The sequence below is a fragment of the Brevibacillus sp. AG162 genome (assembly GCF_006715575.1).
GTDB classification, from domain to species: Bacteria; Bacillota; Bacilli; order Brevibacillales; family Brevibacillaceae; genus Brevibacillus; species Brevibacillus brevis.
This window is the reverse complement of the sequence record NZ_VFNO01000013.1, coordinates 120901-140986: the sequence shown is the minus strand read 5'-3', so window position 1 is coordinate 140986 and position 20086 is coordinate 120901. Positions and strand designations below refer to the sequence as shown.

Annotated in this window: 22 protein-coding genes and 1 pseudogene; 18 read left to right on the top strand and 5 right to left on the bottom strand. The window is 48.1% G+C overall.

Going from position 1 to position 20086, the window contains the following annotated elements; translation table 11 throughout:
* Positions 1-24 precede the first annotated feature (24 nt).
* Positions 25-729: a Crp/Fnr family transcriptional regulator gene (locus tag FB479_RS27470; RefSeq protein WP_106653814.1), complete on the top strand. Its 705-nt coding sequence runs from the start codon at positions 25-27 to the stop codon at positions 727-729.
* A gap of 108 nt (positions 730-837) precedes the next feature.
* Here the strand turns inward: FB479_RS27470 and FB479_RS27465 are convergent, their stop codons facing one another.
* Positions 838-1506: a hypothetical protein gene (locus tag FB479_RS27465; protein WP_106653815.1), complete on the bottom strand. Its 669-nt coding sequence runs from the start codon at positions 1504-1506 to the stop codon at positions 838-840.
* A 291-nt stretch (positions 1507-1797) separates the two neighbouring features.
* Here FB479_RS27465 and cuyA point away from each other — a divergent pair, with 291 nt between their 5' ends.
* On the top strand, positions 1798-2796 hold the full coding sequence (gene cuyA, locus FB479_RS27460; protein ID WP_142067387.1) for a D-cysteate sulfo-lyase: 999 nt from the start codon (positions 1798-1800) through the stop codon (positions 2794-2796).
* Between the two features lie 62 nt (positions 2797-2858).
* Here cuyA and FB479_RS27455 read toward each other — a convergent pair whose 3' ends face one another.
* A complete protein-coding gene (locus FB479_RS27455) occupies positions 2859-3383 on the bottom strand; it encodes a DinB family protein (protein ID WP_142067386.1) in 525 nt (174 codons plus the stop codon).
* A gap of 65 nt (positions 3384-3448) precedes the next feature.
* On the opposite strand from FB479_RS27455, the pseudogene FB479_RS27450 reads away from it, so the two are divergent.
* Positions 3449-3538 (top strand): annotated as a pseudogene (locus tag FB479_RS27450) (glutaminase); the annotation flags it as partial.
* A 74-nt stretch (positions 3539-3612) separates the two neighbouring features.
* Here FB479_RS27450 and FB479_RS27445 read toward each other — a convergent pair.
* Complete coding sequence (locus FB479_RS27445) at positions 3613-3945, bottom strand: hypothetical protein (protein WP_106653818.1); 333 nt, start codon at positions 3943-3945, stop codon at positions 3613-3615.
* 124 nt (positions 3946-4069) lie between these two features.
* Between FB479_RS27445 and FB479_RS27440 the strand changes: the two genes are divergently transcribed.
* The 4 genes from FB479_RS27440 (at position 4070) to FB479_RS27425 (ending at position 7865) form a co-directional block, all read left to right on the top strand.
* A complete protein-coding gene (locus FB479_RS27440) occupies positions 4070-5035 on the top strand; it encodes a PfkB family carbohydrate kinase (RefSeq protein WP_142067385.1) in 966 nt (321 codons plus the stop codon).
* Positions 5036-5047: 12 nt separating this feature from the next.
* Entirely contained in the window at positions 5048-5941 is an 894-nt protein-coding gene (locus tag FB479_RS27435; protein ID WP_142067384.1) for an AEC family transporter, read from the top strand.
* A 29-nt stretch (positions 5942-5970) separates the two neighbouring features.
* On the top strand, positions 5971-6747 hold the full coding sequence (locus tag FB479_RS27430) for a GNAT family N-acetyltransferase (RefSeq protein ID WP_142067383.1): 777 nt from the start codon (positions 5971-5973) through the stop codon (positions 6745-6747).
* A gap of 134 nt (positions 6748-6881) precedes the next feature.
* Positions 6882-7865: a helix-turn-helix transcriptional regulator gene (locus tag FB479_RS27425; protein WP_106653822.1), complete on the top strand. Its 984-nt coding sequence runs from the start codon at positions 6882-6884 to the stop codon at positions 7863-7865.
* Here FB479_RS27425 and FB479_RS27420 read toward each other — a convergent pair.
* Positions 7862-8191: a hypothetical protein gene (locus tag FB479_RS27420; RefSeq protein WP_185746428.1), complete on the bottom strand. Its 330-nt coding sequence runs from the start codon at positions 8189-8191 to the stop codon at positions 7862-7864. The two genes, FB479_RS27425 and FB479_RS27420, sit on opposite strands and share 4 nt — an antisense overlap.
* Positions 8192-8281: 90 nt before the next feature.
* Between FB479_RS27420 and FB479_RS27415 the strand changes: the two genes are divergently transcribed.
* From FB479_RS27415 to FB479_RS27365, 11 genes are all read left to right on the top strand, one after another.
* Positions 8282-8560 carry a DUF2277 domain-containing protein gene (locus tag FB479_RS27415; protein WP_106653823.1) on the top strand — a complete coding sequence of 93 codons (279 nt, stop codon included), beginning with the start codon at positions 8282-8284 and terminating at the stop codon, positions 8558-8560.
* Positions 8561-8650: 90 nt separating this feature from the next.
* On the top strand, positions 8651-8887 hold the full coding sequence (locus tag FB479_RS27410) for a hypothetical protein (protein WP_106653824.1): 237 nt from the start codon (positions 8651-8653) through the stop codon (positions 8885-8887).
* Between the two features lie 134 nt (positions 8888-9021).
* A complete protein-coding gene (locus tag FB479_RS27405) occupies positions 9022-9351 on the top strand; it encodes a cupin domain-containing protein (protein ID WP_142067382.1) in 330 nt (109 codons plus the stop codon).
* A gap of 224 nt (positions 9352-9575) precedes the next feature.
* Entirely contained in the window at positions 9576-10268 is a 693-nt protein-coding gene (locus tag FB479_RS27400; RefSeq protein ID WP_142067381.1) for an FHA domain-containing protein, read from the top strand.
* Between the two features lie 169 nt (positions 10269-10437).
* Complete coding sequence (locus tag FB479_RS27395) at positions 10438-12489, top strand: penicillin-binding transpeptidase domain-containing protein (RefSeq protein WP_142067380.1); 2052 nt, start codon at positions 10438-10440, stop codon at positions 12487-12489.
* Positions 12490-12500: 11 nt separating this feature from the next.
* Positions 12501-14510, top strand: a complete 2010-nt coding sequence (locus FB479_RS27390) for a peptidoglycan D,D-transpeptidase FtsI family protein (protein WP_142067379.1) — start codon at positions 12501-12503, stop codon at positions 14508-14510.
* A 131-nt stretch (positions 14511-14641) separates the two neighbouring features.
* A complete protein-coding gene (locus tag FB479_RS27385) occupies positions 14642-15493 on the top strand; it encodes an AraC family transcriptional regulator (RefSeq protein ID WP_142067378.1) in 852 nt (283 codons plus the stop codon).
* Positions 15494-15601: 108 nt separating this feature from the next.
* Positions 15602-16582, top strand: coding sequence for an ABC transporter substrate-binding protein (locus tag FB479_RS27380; RefSeq protein WP_142067377.1), 981 nt, complete (start codon positions 15602-15604; stop codon positions 16580-16582).
* A 72-nt stretch (positions 16583-16654) separates the two neighbouring features.
* Positions 16655-17647, top strand: a complete 993-nt coding sequence (locus tag FB479_RS27375) for a FecCD family ABC transporter permease (protein ID WP_142067376.1) — start codon at positions 16655-16657, stop codon at positions 17645-17647.
* The gene (locus FB479_RS27370) at positions 17644-18630 is read left to right on the top strand and encodes a FecCD family ABC transporter permease (protein WP_142067375.1); all 987 of its coding nucleotides are present in this window, start codon (positions 17644-17646) and stop codon (positions 18628-18630) included. The genes FB479_RS27375 and FB479_RS27370 overlap by 4 nt, the downstream gene beginning before the upstream one ends.
* A gap of 99 nt (positions 18631-18729) precedes the next feature.
* Positions 18730-19026 (top strand): hypothetical protein, encoded by a 297-nt coding sequence (locus FB479_RS27365; protein ID WP_106653833.1) that lies wholly within the window; start codon positions 18730-18732, stop codon positions 19024-19026.
* Here the strand turns inward: FB479_RS27365 and FB479_RS27360 are convergent.
* Entirely contained in the window at positions 19012-19905 is an 894-nt protein-coding gene (locus FB479_RS27360) for a proline iminopeptidase-family hydrolase (RefSeq protein ID WP_142067374.1), read from the bottom strand. The genes FB479_RS27365 and FB479_RS27360 overlap by 15 nt on opposite strands.
* Positions 19906-20086 lie beyond the last annotated feature (181 nt).

Here is a 20086-nt window from a genome sequence, read left to right as displayed (position 1 = left end):
ACAGTGAGCAGGAGGAAGTACACAGTGATCGAAAAGGAGAAGTTTTTATCTCGCATCAATTTGTTTCAGACGTTAAGTGAAGCGGAGCTAGCCCAATTGGAACCGGCGACCCCTATGGAAGTAGTCAAAAAAGGAACGATGATTTCCTCCCCTCACCTGGAGCAGAAAAGGTTGTTTTTGATCAAGGCTGGGAAGGTTCGCTTATACAAGCTTTCGGCTGACGGCAAAGAGCTAACGATTGATTTGCTCGGCACAGGCCATGTGTTTGGCGAGATCGGCTCGTTTACGATTAGTTCAACCAATATGTACGCCGAAGCGTGGGAAGATTCGCTGATTTGTTCGATTGATAAAGGACAATTTGAAGAGCTGATGCTAGAGAAGCCGAGGCTTGCCTTGCATTTTATCGAGATTGTCTCGAATCGTTTGCAAGAGGTAGAAGAAATGATGGAGCTCATGGCGTATGGAAGTGTGCGACAGCGTCTCGTATATTTGCTCGGCAGGCTGTGCGAGAAATATGGAGAAGAGCGTAAGGCTGACGCACCAGAATGGGTCGAGCTGGCAGTGAACCTTACGCATCAGGAGCTGGCGACAATGATGGGGTGTATTCGTGAAACCGTAACAGAGGCGCTCCATGAGCTAACTGTAGAAGGCATCGTGAAGAAGGCTGGACTGCGTAAGCCGTTATGGGTGCATCGGGAACGATTGAGAGAAGCATTGGCGAAAGTGTAGATACTATCACGGATGGAAATAGAGCCAATCAGCAAAAATCCCGTTGCCCTATAAAAAGGGGACGGGATTTTTGGTATGGCGAGAAATGATAGTGCTCGATATTGTCTTTTAATCCGAAACAACGATTTCGACTGCTTCAGAGACCTCATCGTATTTGTTCTTTGCAGTGATATTGATTGTAAATTTTCCGGCTTTTTCAGCTTTGAAGAGTACGACTTTCTTGTTTTCATTGCCGACTCGCTTCGTGTAAAGCTCAGTAACCTGTGTACTGTAAGTGAATTGAGGAGTGGCTTTTGAACTGTATGTGATGAGGATAGGCACTTCTTTGCCTTTTTTGACATGGATGGTGTTCGGTGTGACATTCAAGGTGATTTTATTTGGATCCTTGATCGAAAGAGTTGCAGTGAGTTCTATTTTCTTTTCTCCTTCAAAGCTCTTGTGAGTGGCTTGGTAAGCGAGCAAGTAGATACCTTGGGAGGTAGGCTTCAGGTAACCTGTGGTCGTATAGGTAGCTTTGGTTTTGCTATGGGTAGTTCGGACACTGGTGATCTTATCCTTGTCATTGCCACCAATTGTTTTCAGCAAAAACTTGGCATCGGTAATCTGCCCGGCTGTTTTTGTTTCTACGGATAGCTTAATCGATTCACCAGCATTGTAAGTTTCCTTTAATCCTACAAACTTTGCCTCGTAAGCGGCAGGATTTGGACCAGCAAAAGCACCGCTTGACATGGTTAATACCATGGCTAAGGCGATGGCAATTCGCAGGAGTGTTTTCATAGATTTCCCTCCACGATTGAAATTGGGTTACAGTCTATCGAGTATATTATCCCTGTTATTCCTCATATTTACAATTGCAAAATATTTAAATTTTCGACAAATTTTTCAGGAAAGAACGCCCAAAAAAGAGGAGCTCTGAGCTCAAGCTATTTAACTTTTGTGGTTTACGAGACCCATTGTACCGGGCAATCTTATTTTTGCCTGTAACAAAGTCACATAATGCGAAGGAATTCGTACAACACAAAGCGTATGAATACCAAATCACACTCCAAACCGAAGGGAACGAAGGGCATGAACCATATCCGTTACCAGCGAAAAATTTATACACACGGACCTACACCAATCGAAAGGCTGGAGCGACTGTCCAAGGAGTTGGGAGGACCGAGCATTTCTATCAAGCGAGACGACATGCTTGGCTTGACAGCAGGGGGAAACAAGACACGAAAGCTGGAGTATTTGGTAGCGGAGGCAATCCAGCAAGGGGCAGACACGTTGATTACATGTGGAGCTGTCCAATCCAATCACTGCCGGTTGACTCTGGCGGCGGCAGTCCGCGAAGGTCTGCACTGCCAGCTCGTGCTGTCCGCGCCTGAGACGGGCGGCTACCAACCGCAAGCGAGCGGCAATCATCTGTTGTTTCACTTGCTCGGAGCAGAAAAAATCGAGGTCATTCCCGCAGAGGCAGATTTGCTTGCAGCGATGGAAGAACTCGCTGAAAGTCTGCGAAAACAAGGCAGAAAACCATATCTGATCCCTGTAGGAGGCTCTAACGAAGTCGGGTCATTGGGATACATGGCTTGCGCGGAGGAAATCGAGCAGCAGGCATGGGAAACAACGAGTCCCTACGATTATGTCGTAACGGCAACGGGAAGCGGCGGTACGCAAGCCGGTCTGCTTGCCGGTTTTATGGCGCGCCAGTCCAACACAAAAGTAATCGGGATCAATGTCAGTCGAGATCGGGCTGCACAAGAAGCCAAGGTGATGGGATTGCTTCGCAGTACAGCTTCACTGATCGGCTTGCAAGGGGACATACAAGCAGAAGCCGTGCTTTGCGACGACAGATTTGTCGGGCCAGGCTATGCGATTCCGACGGATGGCATGATCGAAGCTGTTCAGCTGGTCGCTCGGACAGAAGGAATTTTGCTAGATCCAGTCTATACCGGAAAGGCGATGGCGGGGTTGATCGGCTTAATTCGCGAAGGGTATTTTAAGAAGAGTGATCACGTATTGTTCCTGCATACGGGTGGTGCCCCAGCGCTGTATACCGTTCCGCAGCTGTTTTTGCCATAAAAAATACAGGCAGTGGCAGCGATGACGTACATTTGCGTCCAGAGCTACCCCTGCCTGTTCGATTATTTGTTCAGGATACCTAAATATTCGCTCCATGGCCCTACATCCGCCGTGTACCGCTTGGCCAAGACCCGTACGATCTGCGCCGTATGCGTTAAATCATGAACGACCCACGTAGAGAGCAACTCCCGTACTTTTACGACCCCAAAAGCGGGATGGAGTCCGGTTAATTCCAGATGCTTTTCCGGTTCCACGAGCGTTCGCAGCTTGGCTATGTTTTGTACACGAAGCGTTTTGAATTCCTGCAGCTTTTGCTCGAACGATCTAACCGAGGTTTCCTGTAAGTGAGCGTACCGATCAAATGGAGGAAACGGTTTACTCTCTCCCTCTTGAAGAATGATCACCAGACGTGGGAGCCAATTCGTTTTCTCAGCCTCGATCAGGTGTTCAATCACTTCGGTGGCATGCCAGGTGCCGTCGTCTTCGTTGTGCAGCAACCACCCATCCGATAAGCCCGTTAACAAATATTCCAATGCTTGTGGCGTACGCTCAAGAACCTCAATCGCTTCATCTAGATTAAAATTCATGGTACGACTCCTTTCGGTATGGAATTCGGAATTATTCGTCTTTCACAGGCGCCATCCCTTCCAATTTGTTTGGAGCTTCCGGCAATTTTGCCGCTTTTGTGGGTGTGCCAGCGAAAAGCGGCGTGTCAGGAGGCATTATGGCTGCCGTCCCTCCGCGTGGGATTTGACGATCTATTAAAAAGAAATGGCTAGAGATCACAGATCATGTCTGGATCTTTAGCCATTTCTTTTATTTCCTTAATTGATTTTTTATGAGCTGCTCTTCGTGTTCTGTAGGATTCGAAATTCTGTTTTCAATAAAGAATTCAGCTTGGCTCTTTATGATGCTAATTTCTCTCTCTTCATCTACGATCTTCATTCCATCTGGAGTAGTGAGGTGAGCAACTTCTGATAGATTTCCTTCCTTTTGAATATGATTTGATCGTAAATCAACGAGCACCGTCATCAGAAGTTTATCTTTATAGAAGATTCTTGCTGTCACCTGTTTTTTCTCCAAATCAACCAAAGGATAATCAGTTCTTATTCCAACTGGTTCAAAAATGGTAAACCCAAAACTTTTCACAGCGAATCACCTCGTTTCTTGATTTTACCAAATGGAAGCATCAACATACAGCCGCTGGCTTTCATTGGCAAAAAAAAGAACCTGTGACATACTGGAGCTATCACGGTCATCGGAGGAAATCAACATGGTAGATGTGGTTGCATGTGGCGAGTTATTGATTGATTTTACACCTGTACAGCAGAAGGAAAAGCCGGGCAGCGTTGCATTTGAGCAAAACCCTGGAGGAGCGCCTGCCAATGTACTTGCCGCCCTGTCGCGCTTTGGGAAGCGGACTTCCTTTATCGGTGCGGTGGGAAATGATGTGTTCGGGCGTTTTTTGCAACAGACCTTGATCCGACAGAATATTGGCACAGAAGGGATCGTACTCACGGAGGAAGCGCCTACGACATTGGCTTTTGTCCATCTCGATGAGACAGGCGATCGTTCTTTTCACTTTTACCGCAATCCGGGTGCAGACATTATGCTGCGGGAGCAAGACGTGAACGAGGCGTTGATTGCACAGGCTGCCATTTTTCATTTCGGTACGTTGTCCTTGACGCATGAGCCAGCCAGATCAGCAACCTGGAAAGCCGTCGAGTACCCCAAAAAGCATCAACGGCTCCTTTCATTTGACCCGAATATTCGAGCGTCCTTATGGGGGGATCTGGAGGAAGCGAAGGCTATGGCCCTCAAAGGAGTGGCGCAGGCCGATATCGTCAAGCTGTCCGAGGAAGAGCTGGCTTTTCTCATGGGGAGCGAGGATGTCGTGGAAGCGACAGCGTGGATGCTTGCGCAATATGATCTGCAGGCTGTTTTTGTCACGCTGGGGGAAAAGGGGTGTTTTTACCGCACACGAAATCGATTCGGTACAGTCGGTGGCTTTCAAGTAACCGCGATCGACACGACTGGAGCGGGAGACGCGTTTGTGGGCGCGCTACTCTATCAGCTTCTTGAGGCGGGGGAAAGTATGCTGGATATCCAACAAGCCGCTTTAGAGGACATGGTGCGCTTTGCCAATGCGGCTGGTGCGCTAACAACAACACGGACGGGCGCCATTCCCGCCCTGCCGACGCTGTCTGAGGTCAAAAGCTTCATGGAAGCAGCACGGTAGGAGGGAAGAGTCATGATATTTGTGGAAGTCATCCTGCCTGTCCTGCTCATTTTTCTTAGCGGCTATATTTTGCAGCGCATTTTCAAAATGGATTTGAAGCCGATTTCTTCCTTGGCGATTTACATCTTGTCGACGGCGCTCGTCTTTCGTACCTTTTACAAAACAGAGCTCGACTTGCAATTATTTTATATCGTCGTGATTTCGCTGCTCTTGCTGGCTGCTCTTGTTGTGATCACGCAGTTGACGGCACGCATGTTCAAATACGACAAGCAACAGGAAAGCGCGCTGATGCTCGCGACTGCCTTCATGAACAGTGGCAACTACGGGACGCCGATTATTTTGTTCGCCTTCGGAGAGGCTGGCTTTACATATGCGGTGCAAATCATGGTTTTCCACTCGATCATGATGGGCGTATTCGGTGTGTATTTTGCCTCCAGAGGCGGGAATGGAATGGGGACGGCTATCAAGGCGATCTTCAAGCAGCCGTCCAATTACGCTGTGGTTCTCGCGATTTTGATGCAACAACTGCAAATCGTCATCCCGCAAAGCTACTACCAAGCGATTGATCTCGTTGCACAGGCGGCGATTCCAGTTGTGATGCTCATTTTGGGCATGCAGCTCGCCAATGTATCTACGAAAGCGCTAGAGTGGCAGGGACTCAGTGCTGCGAGTGTCATTCGGCTGGTGGCGTCACCACTTTTGGCGTACTTCATCTGTCTGTTATTCCCGATTGATCCGCTGCTGCAAAAGGTGCTGGTCGTTCTGGCAGCCATGCCTTCTGCCGCAACCACTGCGATTTATGCGATCCAATTCAATATGCGACCACAATTCGTCTCTAGCAGCGTGTTGGTTACGACGGTTATCAGTATAGGTACATTAACGTTTTTGCTGAACATTCTGCACTAGTCCTGACAGAGGCAAGGGAGGAAGAAAACATGAATAAGACAGAGGTATTGCAGCTTTTTGACAAAGAGATGAGAGTGGAAATCACCTATCCGCCACTTCGACGGGAGGAGACAGAACACCTTGTTCGTCACGTCTCGCCAACCCCGGATGATTCAGGAGTGGTCTTGTTTTCCAGGCTGTATGAAGAAAATGCAGAGGAAGTGATCAAGCAGGAACTTGCCTATTTCTCAAGTCTTCAGCAGTCCTTTGAGTGGAAGCTGTTTGATTATGACCAACCGGCTAATTTGCTTGAGAGGCTGAAAGGCCATGGTTTTACAGTTGATGAGGAGGAGGCGCTGCTTGTGTTGGAGGTGGCGCAGGCAGAGGAGTTGCGAAGCCTTGTCATTCCGCCAGAGATACGGCAAATCACAGACTCGGCGGGCATTGATGATATCATGCAGCTGAAGGAGCAGCTATGGGGCAGTGTCAATGCGGAGCTTGCTGCGAGATTAAAACGGGATTTGGCGGAAGATCCTGAGCACCTGCTCGTGTACGCTGCGTACAGTGGCGATCAGGCAGTGAGTGCAGCTTGGATGTATTTGCATGAGAATACGTCCTTTGGCAGTCTGTGGGGAGGCTCTACTTTGCCTGACTTCCGAAATAAAGGCTATTATACGGCCCTCGTCGCGGTACGGGTACAAGCAGCACAAAAACGCGGGTATCCGCTGTTGATGGTGGATGCAAGTCCGATGAGTCGACCGATTTTGGAGAAAAAAGGATTTGAATTTCTCGCCTATTCTTATCCTTGTTTTTATGAGTATAAATAGTATCGTGGAAATAGAAGCTGCCCAATCCTCTGAGGGGCAGCTTTTGTAGTTGCAGATACTCGCCTGTGTAACTATTATGAGAATAAGAATCATTTGCAAAAATATCCTACATATGGTTAGGCAGGGAGAAGGTCATGGATCAAGCATCTGTACATTCCATATACGATAGCTATATCAATGCATTGCCCTCTACAAAAAGTGATCGCATTGTGTCCGAAGCGAATCGGTATACACTGACGAATAGTGATGGCTACCTTCGGAGAGTGATTCCTCGACCGGGATTGGAGCTGGTCGAATCCAGCTATTCCCTTCAGGAAAACCGCGTCATGAATTTACAGTCGCAGGCAGCCATGGTTGAGCTCAGCTTTTGTTTGGAGGGGAGCGGGGAGTTCGTCGTTTCGGGAAGTCAGCACGAGTTTTTGCCTGGGAGCTGCTCCCTTCAATTGATGAACGACTTTCATGCGCATTTTATGTACCGGGCGGATGTTCCACATCGATCTGTCGGGATCGGTATTTCCGTGGAGCAATTTAATGATTGGGTGGCTGAGAGCGATGTGGGAGCAGCGTATTCATTTCAAGGGCTGCTTGGCAATCAAGCCTATCGTCTGTTTCGAATGCCGTTGCAACCGAATATGGCTCGGATGCTCCAGCAGTTGAACGATTTTTCATCCTCTCATCTGAAGCTGCGTAGATTGCATACGGAAGGCAAGATTCTGGAGATTGTGTCGTCGGCGCTGGATACGTTTTTGTTCGAGCGGGAAGAGAATCGACCAAGGACACAGTTATCTCGGAGTGATCGGGAAAAGATTCACAACGCCCGTGACATTCTACTCGAAAATATGGAGTCTCCGCCTTCTCTGATCGAACTGGCGCGTATGGCACAGCTCAATGAATACAAGCTGAAGATCGGCTTCAAAGAAGAGTTCGGGACGAGTGTATTTGCCTATTTGCGGGAAAGGCGTTTGGAAAAAGCGCTTGGATTGCTGCGGGAGGGCAATCTGAATGTCAGTGAGGTTGCACTCATCGTGGGATTCTCCAACTTCAGTCATTTCTCCGAGGCGTTTCGCAAGCAGTATGGACTCAATCCTTCCGAGGTGAAGCGGGGAAGATTTTGTTAGTTAGACGCTGCTTCCTGTGGATTGAAAGGTAACTCTTCTACAACAGGCACATGGTTATCAGGCATGGGCCTTACTGTTAACTCATACACTTTCTTGTTTTTGACATCGTGGACTCTCGTAAAATACCGATTCATCCCGTAACGAAATGATGGCATGTCAGCCTTCAAATCTTCTAAAGGAATGTTATATTTTTGATGGATGTAAGCAATCGCATCTTGGTTCGTTTGTATCCTGCCTGATATGGTCCCGAAGAACTCCGTACATCCTCCTACAACAACAGGAATGGACATGATCAGGAGGGCATAGGTTAATGCGCGTTTGGCCATAATTGTGCTTCACTCCGTTTCCTCTCATCTAGCGATTCAACGATCACGTATAGTAAAATGATACAAAAAAAGGAACAGAAGGTGTAAGCGATGTGCCGAAACATCAAAACCTTGTTCAACTTCGACCCACCCGCGACAGAAGATGAGATTCAAGCAGCAGCCCTGCAATTCGTGCGAAAGCTCTCGGGCTTTAACACGCCTTCGAAGGCCAATGAAGAGGCTTTTCACCGCGCGGTCCAAGAGGTCTCCGTTGTTGCGAAAAATCTCTTGGATTCGCTGGTGACGAATGCAGAGCCACGCAATCGAGAAGTCGAAATCGAGCGTGCTCGCGCGAGAAATGCCAAACGGTTTGGCACGACAGAGCAGTGAGACGATAAAGACAAGCAGTCTATTCTAGGGGCAGTCCATTAAGGCAACTGCCCATTTTTATTTTGCGAGAAATGAATACGGGGTGAGCCTATGGAGCGGCTAAATGAGTTGAACGATTTGCTAAACAAATTGGAGGAGCGACATATCTTTTATCGCTTGAGTAAAATAAGGAGTGAAAGCATCATGATCGAGGTAGCTGTCCCTGGTCAAAGATGGGAGATCGAGATTATGGAGGACGGTACGATAGAGATCGAAAAATTTATAAGTGACGGTGATAGGTACGACGAGAAGGAGTTGGATGTGCTGTTTCGAGACTTTTCCGATTAATTTTGGATGACAGTTGTTTTGTATCAGAAATTTCAGTATCTTATCATCGCCTTATGAGATGATTTATCATTTCGCTACTATGTCTCTCTCCTGCAAATTATAATATCGTAGAGTGCAAAGGGGAGAGGATCATCATGGAAAAGGTAAACATCGCACAACATTTATCACGCTTGCAAGATTCCTGGGGCTCTCTGATTGTCGGAGAGCTGAATGATACGTCTATTAAGCTAGAGAAGCTGCAAGGTGAGTATCCTTGGCAACAAAATGACCAGAAAGATGAACTGCTGTTTGTCGTCAAAGGAAGATTGTTGATGATGTACCACGAGCGTAATATATGGGTGGAAGCTGGAGAGTTTATCATTGTGCCAAAGGGAGTTTCCTACAAACTGTTTATCCCGAATGGAGATTGTCATCTACTGGCGATTGAACCGAAACAATTCGCTGCTCTCAAGCGCTGCTCCTAAGACACGATCAACATAGAAAATCGAACGCTATTCGTTTGTCGGATAGCGATGATATAGAGCTGTCAATCGACCGGTCACTTTTGTTGTCTGGACAATTGGCGGCTTTTTTGCTATTAATTATGTTTAAAACTTTTTGACTTTCCACTAAAAGAAAAAAGTATTGACTTATGCGTAATTTATTATGTAATAAATACTGATAGCTCCAACTCTTTTCGAGGTGATGAATGTTGGACGACGGCATATATGTACTGATCAAAAAAGGAGACCCCGAGCAGCTTCAAAAGCGTCAGTTTCTACATAAGGAAGAGTGTACAATTGGAAGACGGGGCAATCAATTACAACCAGACATTGCTTTTTCCAGTCCGTATATATCCAGAAGGCATGCAGTGATACGGAAAATCAATAACCAATATACGATTTCTGATTTGCAAAGCAAGCATGGGACAGAAGTAAACGGAATGCCGATACAGCAAGCACCGCATTTTCTTTATCACGGTGATCATATTACGCTGGCAAAAGGCGTGGTTGAGATGATATTTTTCGCAGAGGGCAGCGAGATGGATGTGACGCGGGAGTTCTCATTCCCTTTGACGAATCCAAAAGAAACCACCTCCACTTCCGGCTTGGTCATCAATCTGGAACGCAGAGAAATACGTCTCGATGGCGCGAGAATCCATTTGACCGGAAAAGATATGGACTTGCTCATGCTTTTGTACCAACGTGCGAATCAGGCGGTCAGCTATGAGGAAATCATGGTACTCGTCTGGCCGGAGCGGTTGCTGAATACGGAGAGCAGCGTCCCGGATGTTGGCCGAGCGGAGATCAACGCGCTCGTTTATCGCTTGCGTAAGCGGCTGGGCAGATATGGCGAGAACGTCACCACGATTCCGCGCTTTGGTTACATGTGGGAAGAATAGTAAGCAGTACGGCAGACACAGGATGAATTTCCTGTGTTTTTTTGCATTTGATGTAACTATCTGACACTTATCATCGTCCTATGAGAATAGTCTCATCTTGTCATCATCTTTTTTCCATATATTATGGTATCCGACTGTAATATCGTGTGGGAGGGAAGGTGAATGACTAGTGAAAAAGACATGGTTGGTATTTTGGACGGTTTTTCTCGTTGTTCTTTCAGGGTTTTTCTATCTTTTCTGGGACTTTTGGAAGGACACCACGCGGTCGGATGGCGAGAGGGCAAAGGCAGCATTCACCGCGTATACGACAAAGTGGGGAGAACAGAAATTCTCTGACATGTACGAGCAGCTTTCTTTACATACAAAAAAGACCATCAGCAAAGAAGAATTCGTTTCGCGTTACCAAAACATTTACGGAGGAATCGAGGCCAAAGCGATTGCGGTCGAGCCGATGTACAATGGCGACGTCATGCCGGGTGAGGATGGGCAGATCAACTTTCATTATCGGCTGACGATGGAAACATTCGTCGAACCAATTTCCTTTACAGGGAAAGCAACGCTTGTCAAAGAAACGCAGAACGACTTGGAGGATTGGTACATTCATTGGAATCCTTCTTTTATTTTTCCAGAAATGAAAGAAGGGGACAAAGTAAGAGCCAATACAGTGTATCCCAGACGAGGTGAAATCACGGATCGGGCAGGGCGTCCATTGGCAACAGAGCGTGTCGTGGTAGATATCGGGATAAATCCGGGAGAATGGAGCCAGGCTTCACAGACCGGGAAAATGGAGGTCAGCAAGCTTTTGCAAATTCCGTTGGATGTCCTCACCTCGAAGGTCCAAGCTACGACAAGCAAGTCGGCCAAGTTTATCCGGATCGCCACGCTGCCGCAGGACGATGCACGCATCAAACAATTGGAAAAAACAGAAGGGCTCACATTGCACAAAAAGAAAGTCCGCTACTATCCCTATCAGGACGCGACGGCCCATCTGGTCGGCTATGTAGGCGCAATCAGTCAGGAAGAGTACGAGAAGCGAAAGGATCAGGGCTATAAAACGTCTGATGTGATTGGCAAATCAGGACTGGAACAGATTTTTGAGGAGCAGCTAAGAGGGAGCGCAGGTGGGCGCATCGTCATTACGGATGCAGAAGGGACAGAAAAAAAGACCGTGGCGGAACGCTTCGCCAAGCATGGACAGCCATTGGCATTAACCATAAATGCGGAAGTACAGCAGACGATTTACCAGGAGCTGAAAAACGAAGCAGGCACAGCTGCGGCGATCTCACCAAAGACCGGGGAAATACTGGCCCTCGTCAATTCTCCGTCCTTTGACCCGAATGCGTTTGTACTTGGGATGTCGGCTGCAGAGTGGAAGCAAATGAATGAAAACCCGCAAAAGCCGCTTCTCAATCGATTCACGCGCGGGTTTGCGCCGGGCTCCACCTTCAAGCCGATTACGGCAGCGATTGGACTTGAGTCAGGCGCAATTACCCCTGCGGACAGTATCCATGTCCGCGGACTGCATTGGCAAAAGGATGCGTCTTGGGGTGGGTACGAGGTAACGCGGGTCAGCGATTACGGGGGACCTGTCAATTTGGAAAAAGCATTGGTGTACTCCGACAATATTTATTTTGCAAAAGCGGCACTCTCCATGGGGGAGGAGCAATTCGTGAAAAAGAGCGAGCTGTTTGGATTCCATGAAGCTCTCCCGATTCCATATCCACTGGACAAGTCGAAGCTGTATAACGACGGTTTCAAAAACGAGATTCAATTGGCAGACTCCGGATACGGTCAGGGCGAGGTAACGATGACACCGCTTCACCTCGCGTTGGTGTACAGCGCTTTTGCAAATGACGGGAGTATCGTCTATCCATCACTAGTGCAGGAAGACAAAAAAGGCGGGTATTGGAAGACAAATGTCATACCTGCCGATGTGGCGAGCACGGTGAAGCAGCATTTGATAAAGGTCATGGAAGACCCGCGCGGCACAGGACGAGGAGCGCGTGTGCCTGGTATTCGCATGGCGGGCAAGACTGGAACAGCTGAGCTGAAACAGAAAAAGGGCGAGCTCGGAGTGGAAAACGGATGGTACGCCGTTTTTAATGCAGATGATCCGCGTTTGCTGGTTACCATGATGATCGAAGATGTGCGTGGTCGGGGTGGCAGTCATGTACTCGATGCACGTATCAAACGGATTTTCACGAAGGTACTGAAAGAGTAGGGAGAGCAAGGATGAAGGAAGAAAAAAATGATCGTGTGAAGCGACTGCAAATCGTCTATATCGTCGTATTTCTGATGTTTGTGGTCATCATTTTGAGATTGGCGCAAATCCAAATCCAGCAAGGGAGCGATTATGCAAATGAGCTGGCAGACAGATCGTATAAAAAAGATTACATTCCTGCTATGCGAGGAAACATTTATGACCGCAACGGGTATGTCATTGCCGAAAGTCGGCCTTCCCATCTCGCTGTCTTCCGTGAACAAGAGGTCATGGAGAAGAAAGCGTACTTTGACCTGGTGGAAAAGCTGGAGAAAATACTGAGCCTCGACAAGGCCACGCTATTAAAAAAGATGGATGTCGGCTATGCCTACGAGAAAGGCAATTATGTGGAAGTGGCACGGCAATTGCCGCGCTATTTGGAAAAAGAGTTGAAGGTGGATTTGACGGACAAAGAAATCGCGGTACTGGGTGAGCATCGCGGCGATCTGCCGGGGATTGAAGTAGTAACAAAACCGATCAGGAATTACGATCCCAAGCAAATCGCTGTACAGGCGGTCGGGTATGTTCGGCCCTTTCACATTGCTGAAAATGTGAAGCTCGCCTCCTACAAGGATGAGAGCGAGCGGTATTTGCCGAACCAGCTAGTCGGGCTCGATGGGATTGAGCTGTCTTACGAAAAAGAACTTCGCGGGAGCAACGGTTACCGGATGTATGAGGTCGCAGCAGATCAGACAATTGTGAAGCAAGTGGAGGAAGTTCCATCCGTTCCGGGCAATCATGTGTATCTCACCATCGATCAGCGGGTACAGCTAGATATCCGGGATTCGATCCGAGCGTTTCTTCCGAAGATGCGTGCAACCATCCCTGAGGCGAGGGGGGCAAAGGGAGCGTACGTCGTGGCAGTAGAGGTTAAGACAGGCAAGGTCGTCGCGATGGTCAGTTATCCGGAATACGATCCAAACGTATGGATTGAGGGACCGGATCAAAAAATGTATGACGAGATCAAGCTGGCGGTGACGAATGGGACGATTCGGGAAGCGCCATACGATACGCGGCCATTAACGGGCGAGGCGGCCATCCAGGAGGGTTACAAGCATCCGGGTTCAATTGTGCCATCAGGATCTGTCCTCAAGCCGATTACGGTATTGCTCGGTTTGCAGGAAGGCATCATCTCTCCCGCTGATCGTTGGAATGATGGAGGGGTGTATCACTATGGACGTGGAACAGACCGGATTAAGAACGACAATTCCAAAGCGCATGGCATGATTACGCCTGCGATTTCCCTGCAAAAATCCTCGAATACGTACATGGCGAGAATCGGGGAGGAGCTGTCCCGTCGAAAAGGAAAACAGTCAGCGTCCGTGCTGCAATCGTACTATCACGCATTTGGATTAGGGGTTCAGACTGGCGTCGATCTGCCGAATGAAAACAAAGGCAAAGAAGACTATTTGGTGATGAATGAAAACTACGGTCCATTAGCAGCGATGGTGCAGGCTTCCTTCGGCCAGCAAGTTCGAGCAACGACGATGCAATTGGCACAGTATGCAGCGACACTTGCGAATAAAGGTGTGCGTTTGCAGCCGCAGATGGTAGATAAGATCACAGACGCTAAAGGAAAACTGGTGAAAACGCACACGCCAAAAACCATGAGTACCTTCCCTCACCCCGATAAATACTGGGATATTTTAGAGCAAGGCATGGTGATGGTGACAAAGCCAGGGGGAACAGCAGTCCGCGCGTATGAGGGAATGCCGTTTCAGGTAGCTGCAAAAACGGGTACATCTGAGCAAGATATTTATGTACCGGTGATGGTGACAGATGAGAAAACAGGACAGAAAAAGACAAGGTGGAAAATGCACGCCCGCATTACGAATGGTGTCAGCATTTCGTATGCCCCAGTCGACGATCCTGTCCTGGCAGTAGCCGTAATCGTTCCTGAGGGTGGTTATGGGGGAAGATCGGCTGCGATTATTTCACGTTCCGTATACGATGTGTATGACAAGCATATTGGATTGAAATAACAGGCTGTTCGAAGTGGTTCTGTCGAGGATCTACTTCGGGCAGCTTTCTTTCATTTACCAAAGCCCTCAAATAATGCGTTAGATAGAGTTTACAAGCTATAATAGAAGGAATAGGAGAGGGGGATGCACCGTTGATTGCAAATGAAGCCTATCGACAGTTAAAACAGATGATCTACTCCCTCGACACGGTCAGTGTTGCGATTTGCCGTCACAACGAACCACTGATTCTCTCAGCTGTCAATTCTCATCGAATCGGGTTTATCAAAAATAGTAAAGGAACAATGGAAGAGAACGGGAAGAGGCAGTTAGTTGAGGCAGGAGATGTGTTTTTTATCAAGCCGAAGAAGAGCGTTTCTTTGCGGACGGAACAAGACAAAGAGCTGGAGGTCTTTTTCATTGCGTTCTCCTATTGGATCGAACAAAACGAAACAGGGAAAGAGAGAGTATTTGTTCCGGGCGGAGAAAATTTTCCTCTGGAAGGGACTTTCCGGGTACGAAGCCATTCGCAGGTCTTGCATTTAATGGAGGAACTACATAAAAGCTATGCGTCGAATGAGGAGAGAGAGCAATTTCGGCAGAGGTTGTTATTCGAGCGCATTCTGTACATCCTGGTGAAAGATTTTTCTTCGATTGAGAGCAACGAAAATACGATAGCTAGCATTGAAGAAACGATTCTGTATGTCGATCAGCACTACATGCTTAATCTCACGCTGGAAATGTTGGCAGGAAAGGCGAATGTCAGTCCCAGCTATTATTCACGCATGTTCAAAATGTTAAAGGGTGTGAGCTTTTCCGATTACATGACAAGCCTTCGAATCAATCGGGCAAAGGTGCTGCTCCAATTGTCAGGGAGTCGATTGCGTGAGGTGGCACAAAGCGTAGGCTATAACGATGAGTTTTACTTTAGCAAGATGTTTAAAAAAGTTGTTGGACTATCACCATCGGAATACGTCAAGACGCATATGAGACAAGATAATTCATGAAATCGAGCAAGATTCTTCATGGTATGGTGTAGTGGCTATCGATATAATCTCTATTGAAAATGATTTTCAATTTCGGTGGAGTTTTATTTTGGTAGGAGGTTTATCATCATGAGAGCAAGACTGATGTTACCCGGCTTTCTTCTTATTTTTTTGGTATCTGTCTTTTTGAGTGGTTGCGGTACAGCGACACAACATGCACAGGGAACAGCTCCAGCAGCTGCAACCCATACAGAGTCTACACCAGCTGCTCCAAGTGAAAAGCGAGTGATCAAGCATGAGCTGGGGGAAACAGAAATTGTTGGCAAGCCTGCGCGTATTGTCGTGATGGACTTTTCCTTTGCAGATGCTTTGGCGACATTGGGTGTAGCTCCTGTAGGTATCTCTGATGACAGTGATGCGAATCTGATCATTCCTGAGGTGAAAGAAAAAGTAGGCACTTATACATCACTCGGTTCTCGTTACGAACCAAACATGGAGCTGATCAGTTCCCTTGCTCCTGATCTCATCATTGCAGATTTGAACAAGCACAAGGCTGTGTACGACAAATTGAAGCAAATTGCACCAACCATTGTATTGAATGACCACCAAGCGAACTATGAGCATATGCTAGCCAATTACGCCGTAATCGCAGATGCAGCAGGCTTGAAAGAAGAAGGCAAAAAACGCCTCGACGAGCATCAAGCGAAAATGGATGCCATCAAAGCGAAGCTGCCAAAAACAGATGCCAAGCTGAAGATTCTGCCAGCAGTAGTGAACCCGACCGGATTCTTCGCTCACTCCAATGCTTCCTATGCTGGCTCTCTCTTGGAATACCTCGGGTTGGAGGATGCGGCAAAGAGTGAAGAGGCGTATCCAAAAACCAATCTGGAACAGCTGGTTGCCCTCAATCCAGACGTACTGTTTTTGATGAAAACAGGTGACAAGACGATTGTGGATGAATGGAAGACGAATCCGCTTTGGCAAAACATCAACGCCGTAAAAAATGGCAAGGTGTTTGAAGTGGCACGCAATAAATGGGCGCTGTCACGTGGCTTGATCGGATCGGAGTTAAGTTCGGAGGAAGCAGTAACGCTTCTTTCTGGCAAATAAAGAAGAAACTTTTCGGGATGGGTGTCGTAGCTGACATCGATCCCGTCGTTTTTGCGGGAGGAGGTTGTACCTATGGAGGGAGCTTCAAAGGCGGGCATTGTTCTTGCGGCAGGAATTCTCCTGCTCGTTTTTGGTTTAGTCGTCAGTATCTCAGTTGGTTGGACAGACATGGGGGTAGTGAGTGGCGTAAAATCCCTTTTTGCCCCCTCTACATCGCAGGAGCATCTGATTGTGACGACGCTCAGGCTTCCAAGAACGCTATTGGCGGTCATCATTGGGGCTGGTCTTGGTGTGGCTGGTGCGATTATGCAAGCAATGACAGGCAATCCGCTTGCTTCTCCACAGACGTTTGGGGTTAACGCAGGTGCATCGATGGCTGTCGTTGCTGCCTTGGTACTCTTGCCCAATCTCCCGGTGCCATATTTAGCACCACTCGCTTTTGGCGGGGCTGTCATAGGTGGCTTTGCGGTGTACTATCTCGGTGCGGCTGGGGGGATGACTCCTGTTAAGCTGGCTTTGGCTGGGACAGCCGTCCATTTGTTTCTCGCTTCGATTACAGAGGCATTCATCTTGTTCCATCAGCATTCTACCGACCAAGTCCTGTTTTGGCTTGCAGGCTCATTGGATGGAGCAGATTGGACGGATGTGAACCGTGTGCTGCCATGGTCGATCGCTGGGCTAGTGGTTGCCTTTTTCATGGCTCGCTCCATCGGGATTATGCGTATGGGTGAGGATGTGGCCAAAAATCTTGGACAACATGTATTTCGGGTGCGGACGATCTGTGGAATCATTGTCATCGTACTCGCAGGCTCGGCTGTTGCCGTTGCTGGTCCGATCGGCTTTATCGGATTGATGGTGCCACATTTGACCCGACTTTTGTTAGGAAGAGAGAGTCAGCTATACCTCCCGATTACAGCGCTGCTCGGCGCATTGCTGCTGGTCTATGCGGATATTCTTGCCAGGTTCATTGCGTATCCGTATGAGTCGCCAGTAGGCATCGTGACCGCTTTTCTGGGCGCTCCCTTTTTCCTTTACTTAGTGGGCAAGGAGAGGAAAGCTTCATGACACGCCGACAAAGTATTGCACCTGCCTTCCTTCTGTTGCTCATCGTCACCGCTGTTATCAGCATCGGAACGGGGGCGGTGTCCATATCGCCGCGCGAGGTAGTCGAGTCACTTTTTGGGACGGGGCCGAAAAATCATAGCTTTATTATTGGAGAGTATCGTTTGCCGCGTGTCGTCCTCGGCATGCTGGCTGGAGCGGGATTGGCGGTATCCGGGGCTATTTTACAAGGAATGATTCGCAATCCGTTGGCCTCTCCTGACGTAATCGGCATCACTAAAGGGGCGGGACTCGCCTCTGCCATCGTCATTTTTCTTTTTCCCAAATCTCCGGCGTATTTGCTGCCGTTGGCGGCATTTGGGGGTGCGGCAGTTGTCGCTGCTATTTTGTATGTATATACCGCGCGAAAACGCGTCCAGCCCGCTACTCTAGCGCTGGTAGGGATCGCCATCGGGGTCATTTGTCAGGCGGGCATCCAATACCTGATGGTCAAAAATCCGGGGGATGTCAATGCGGCACTGCTCTGGATGGCAGGCAGCTTGTGGGGGCGTGGATGGGAACACGTATGGGCGGTGCTTCCGTGGATACTCGTCTTTTTACCGATTGCTTATTTATTGGCGTACCGGCTCGACGTATTGACTCTCGGAGATGAAGTAGCAGAAGGCTTGGGCGAGGATGTGACGAGACTGCGTGTTGTACTTTTGATAACCTCTGTCGCACTTGCAGGTGCATGTGTGGCGGTTGTCGGTTCCATCGGGTTCGTCGGTCTGCTCTCACCGCACATTGCTCGTCGATTGGTAGGTGGGAAGCACGCGCTTCTTCTCCCGGTCGCCGCTCTGCTCGGTGCTACGCTCATGGTCGCCGCTGATGGGCTAGGCAGATGGCTTTTGCCGCCGATGGAGGTTCCCGTAGGCATCGTGACAGCTGTCATTGGTGCGCCGTATTTCTTGTATTTGATCGGACGAGAGAAAAGAAAAGGAGTATAAAAGAAGGGACCGAATCTTGCAAAAGGACTTGCTTGCGAAATTCGGTCTTTCTTTTGTGTGGTAAAATATAGCAGGTATAAGATTGTTAGGGGGATGACTATGGCAGGGATGGAGATAAACGATTTAGTAAGAATTGTTTTGATTACTTTTATCATAAGTTTACTCGTTATTTCCGTTGCTTTATTGCTTCAAAAGAAACGATGTAATCTTGTCAATGGATTTACACTTAGTATGATTTCAGCAATTTCAGTAATCGTTTCTGGAACGAATCTTATGATTATGGGTTACATAGCGGATGAATTTAATCTAAGTGGCGATGCTATGTCCACCTATATGTTTCTCATCATATTAGGGTTAAACATACTAAATTTCCTGATTTACTTAAAAAAAGAATGAGGTTTTCGTATCTGCTTTTTGTAAAAAACTGCGGACGACTCGCACGTATTCGTCTGTCTCTTCCAGATAGCCGACATGGGAGCTGTTTTCAAAGACATGGAGCTCGGCATTTGGCACCAGAGACTGATAATAACCTGTCGATTCTGGAGTCGCTTCATCGTAGCGGCCACAAACGAACAGGGAAGGGATGTTGATTTGATGCAGTTTGGGTGTGTAGTCGAATGTTTTCAGATTCCCTGTTGGGCAAAACTCAGACGGTCCCCACATTTTCATGTAAACCTCTTTGTTTGCTCTTGGACGGCTTTCTGTCATGACTGTTGGCATTGGATCAAGGCGGCACACATGGCGCTTGTAGTATTCCTTCATGGCATCCTGGTATTCTTGTGAATCAGTTGTGCCCTGCTCCTCGTGTGTAGCGATGGTTTGTTGCACATCCACTGGCAATTGCTCGATTAAGCGATCTGCGTCCTGTTTCCAACGTTCTGCGCTCAGGCATGGGCTGGAGAAGATGATGCTCTGTACCCCTTCCGGCTTGGCATCCACCAAATAAGCTGCTGCCAGCATCGTGCCCCACGAGTGTCCCAGAATGTGAACCTCTTTTAAGCCAAGGGCTTGTCTGATGCAAGCCAGCTCTTCCACAAAGCGTTCGGTTTTCCAAAGAGTCAGATCAGTTGGTCGATCGGAATTTCCTGATCCGAGCTGATCGTAGAAAATGACGGGTCTGTCGTTGCCTAAGACATGAAGCGTTGATTTGAGCGGATCATGCGTGTTGCCAGGTCCTCCGTGAAGGACGATCAGAGGCGTTTTCTCCCCTGCGCCGACACGACTGTACCATACTCTTCCGCCAGGAACTTCAATATAGCCTTCTTGCATACTCATCGATAATGCCTCCACTTCAGGTTCATGCTGATCTCTCTTACTTTCAATATAGCATACCCTCAATTTATCATCATTGGTATAGAAAGCGATGACAGTTGCTTTCGATGAAAATAGGAGGGATCAGCATGCGAAAAAGCTTACTCTCGAGGGAATCGCAAAGATCGATCATAACCAGCACATT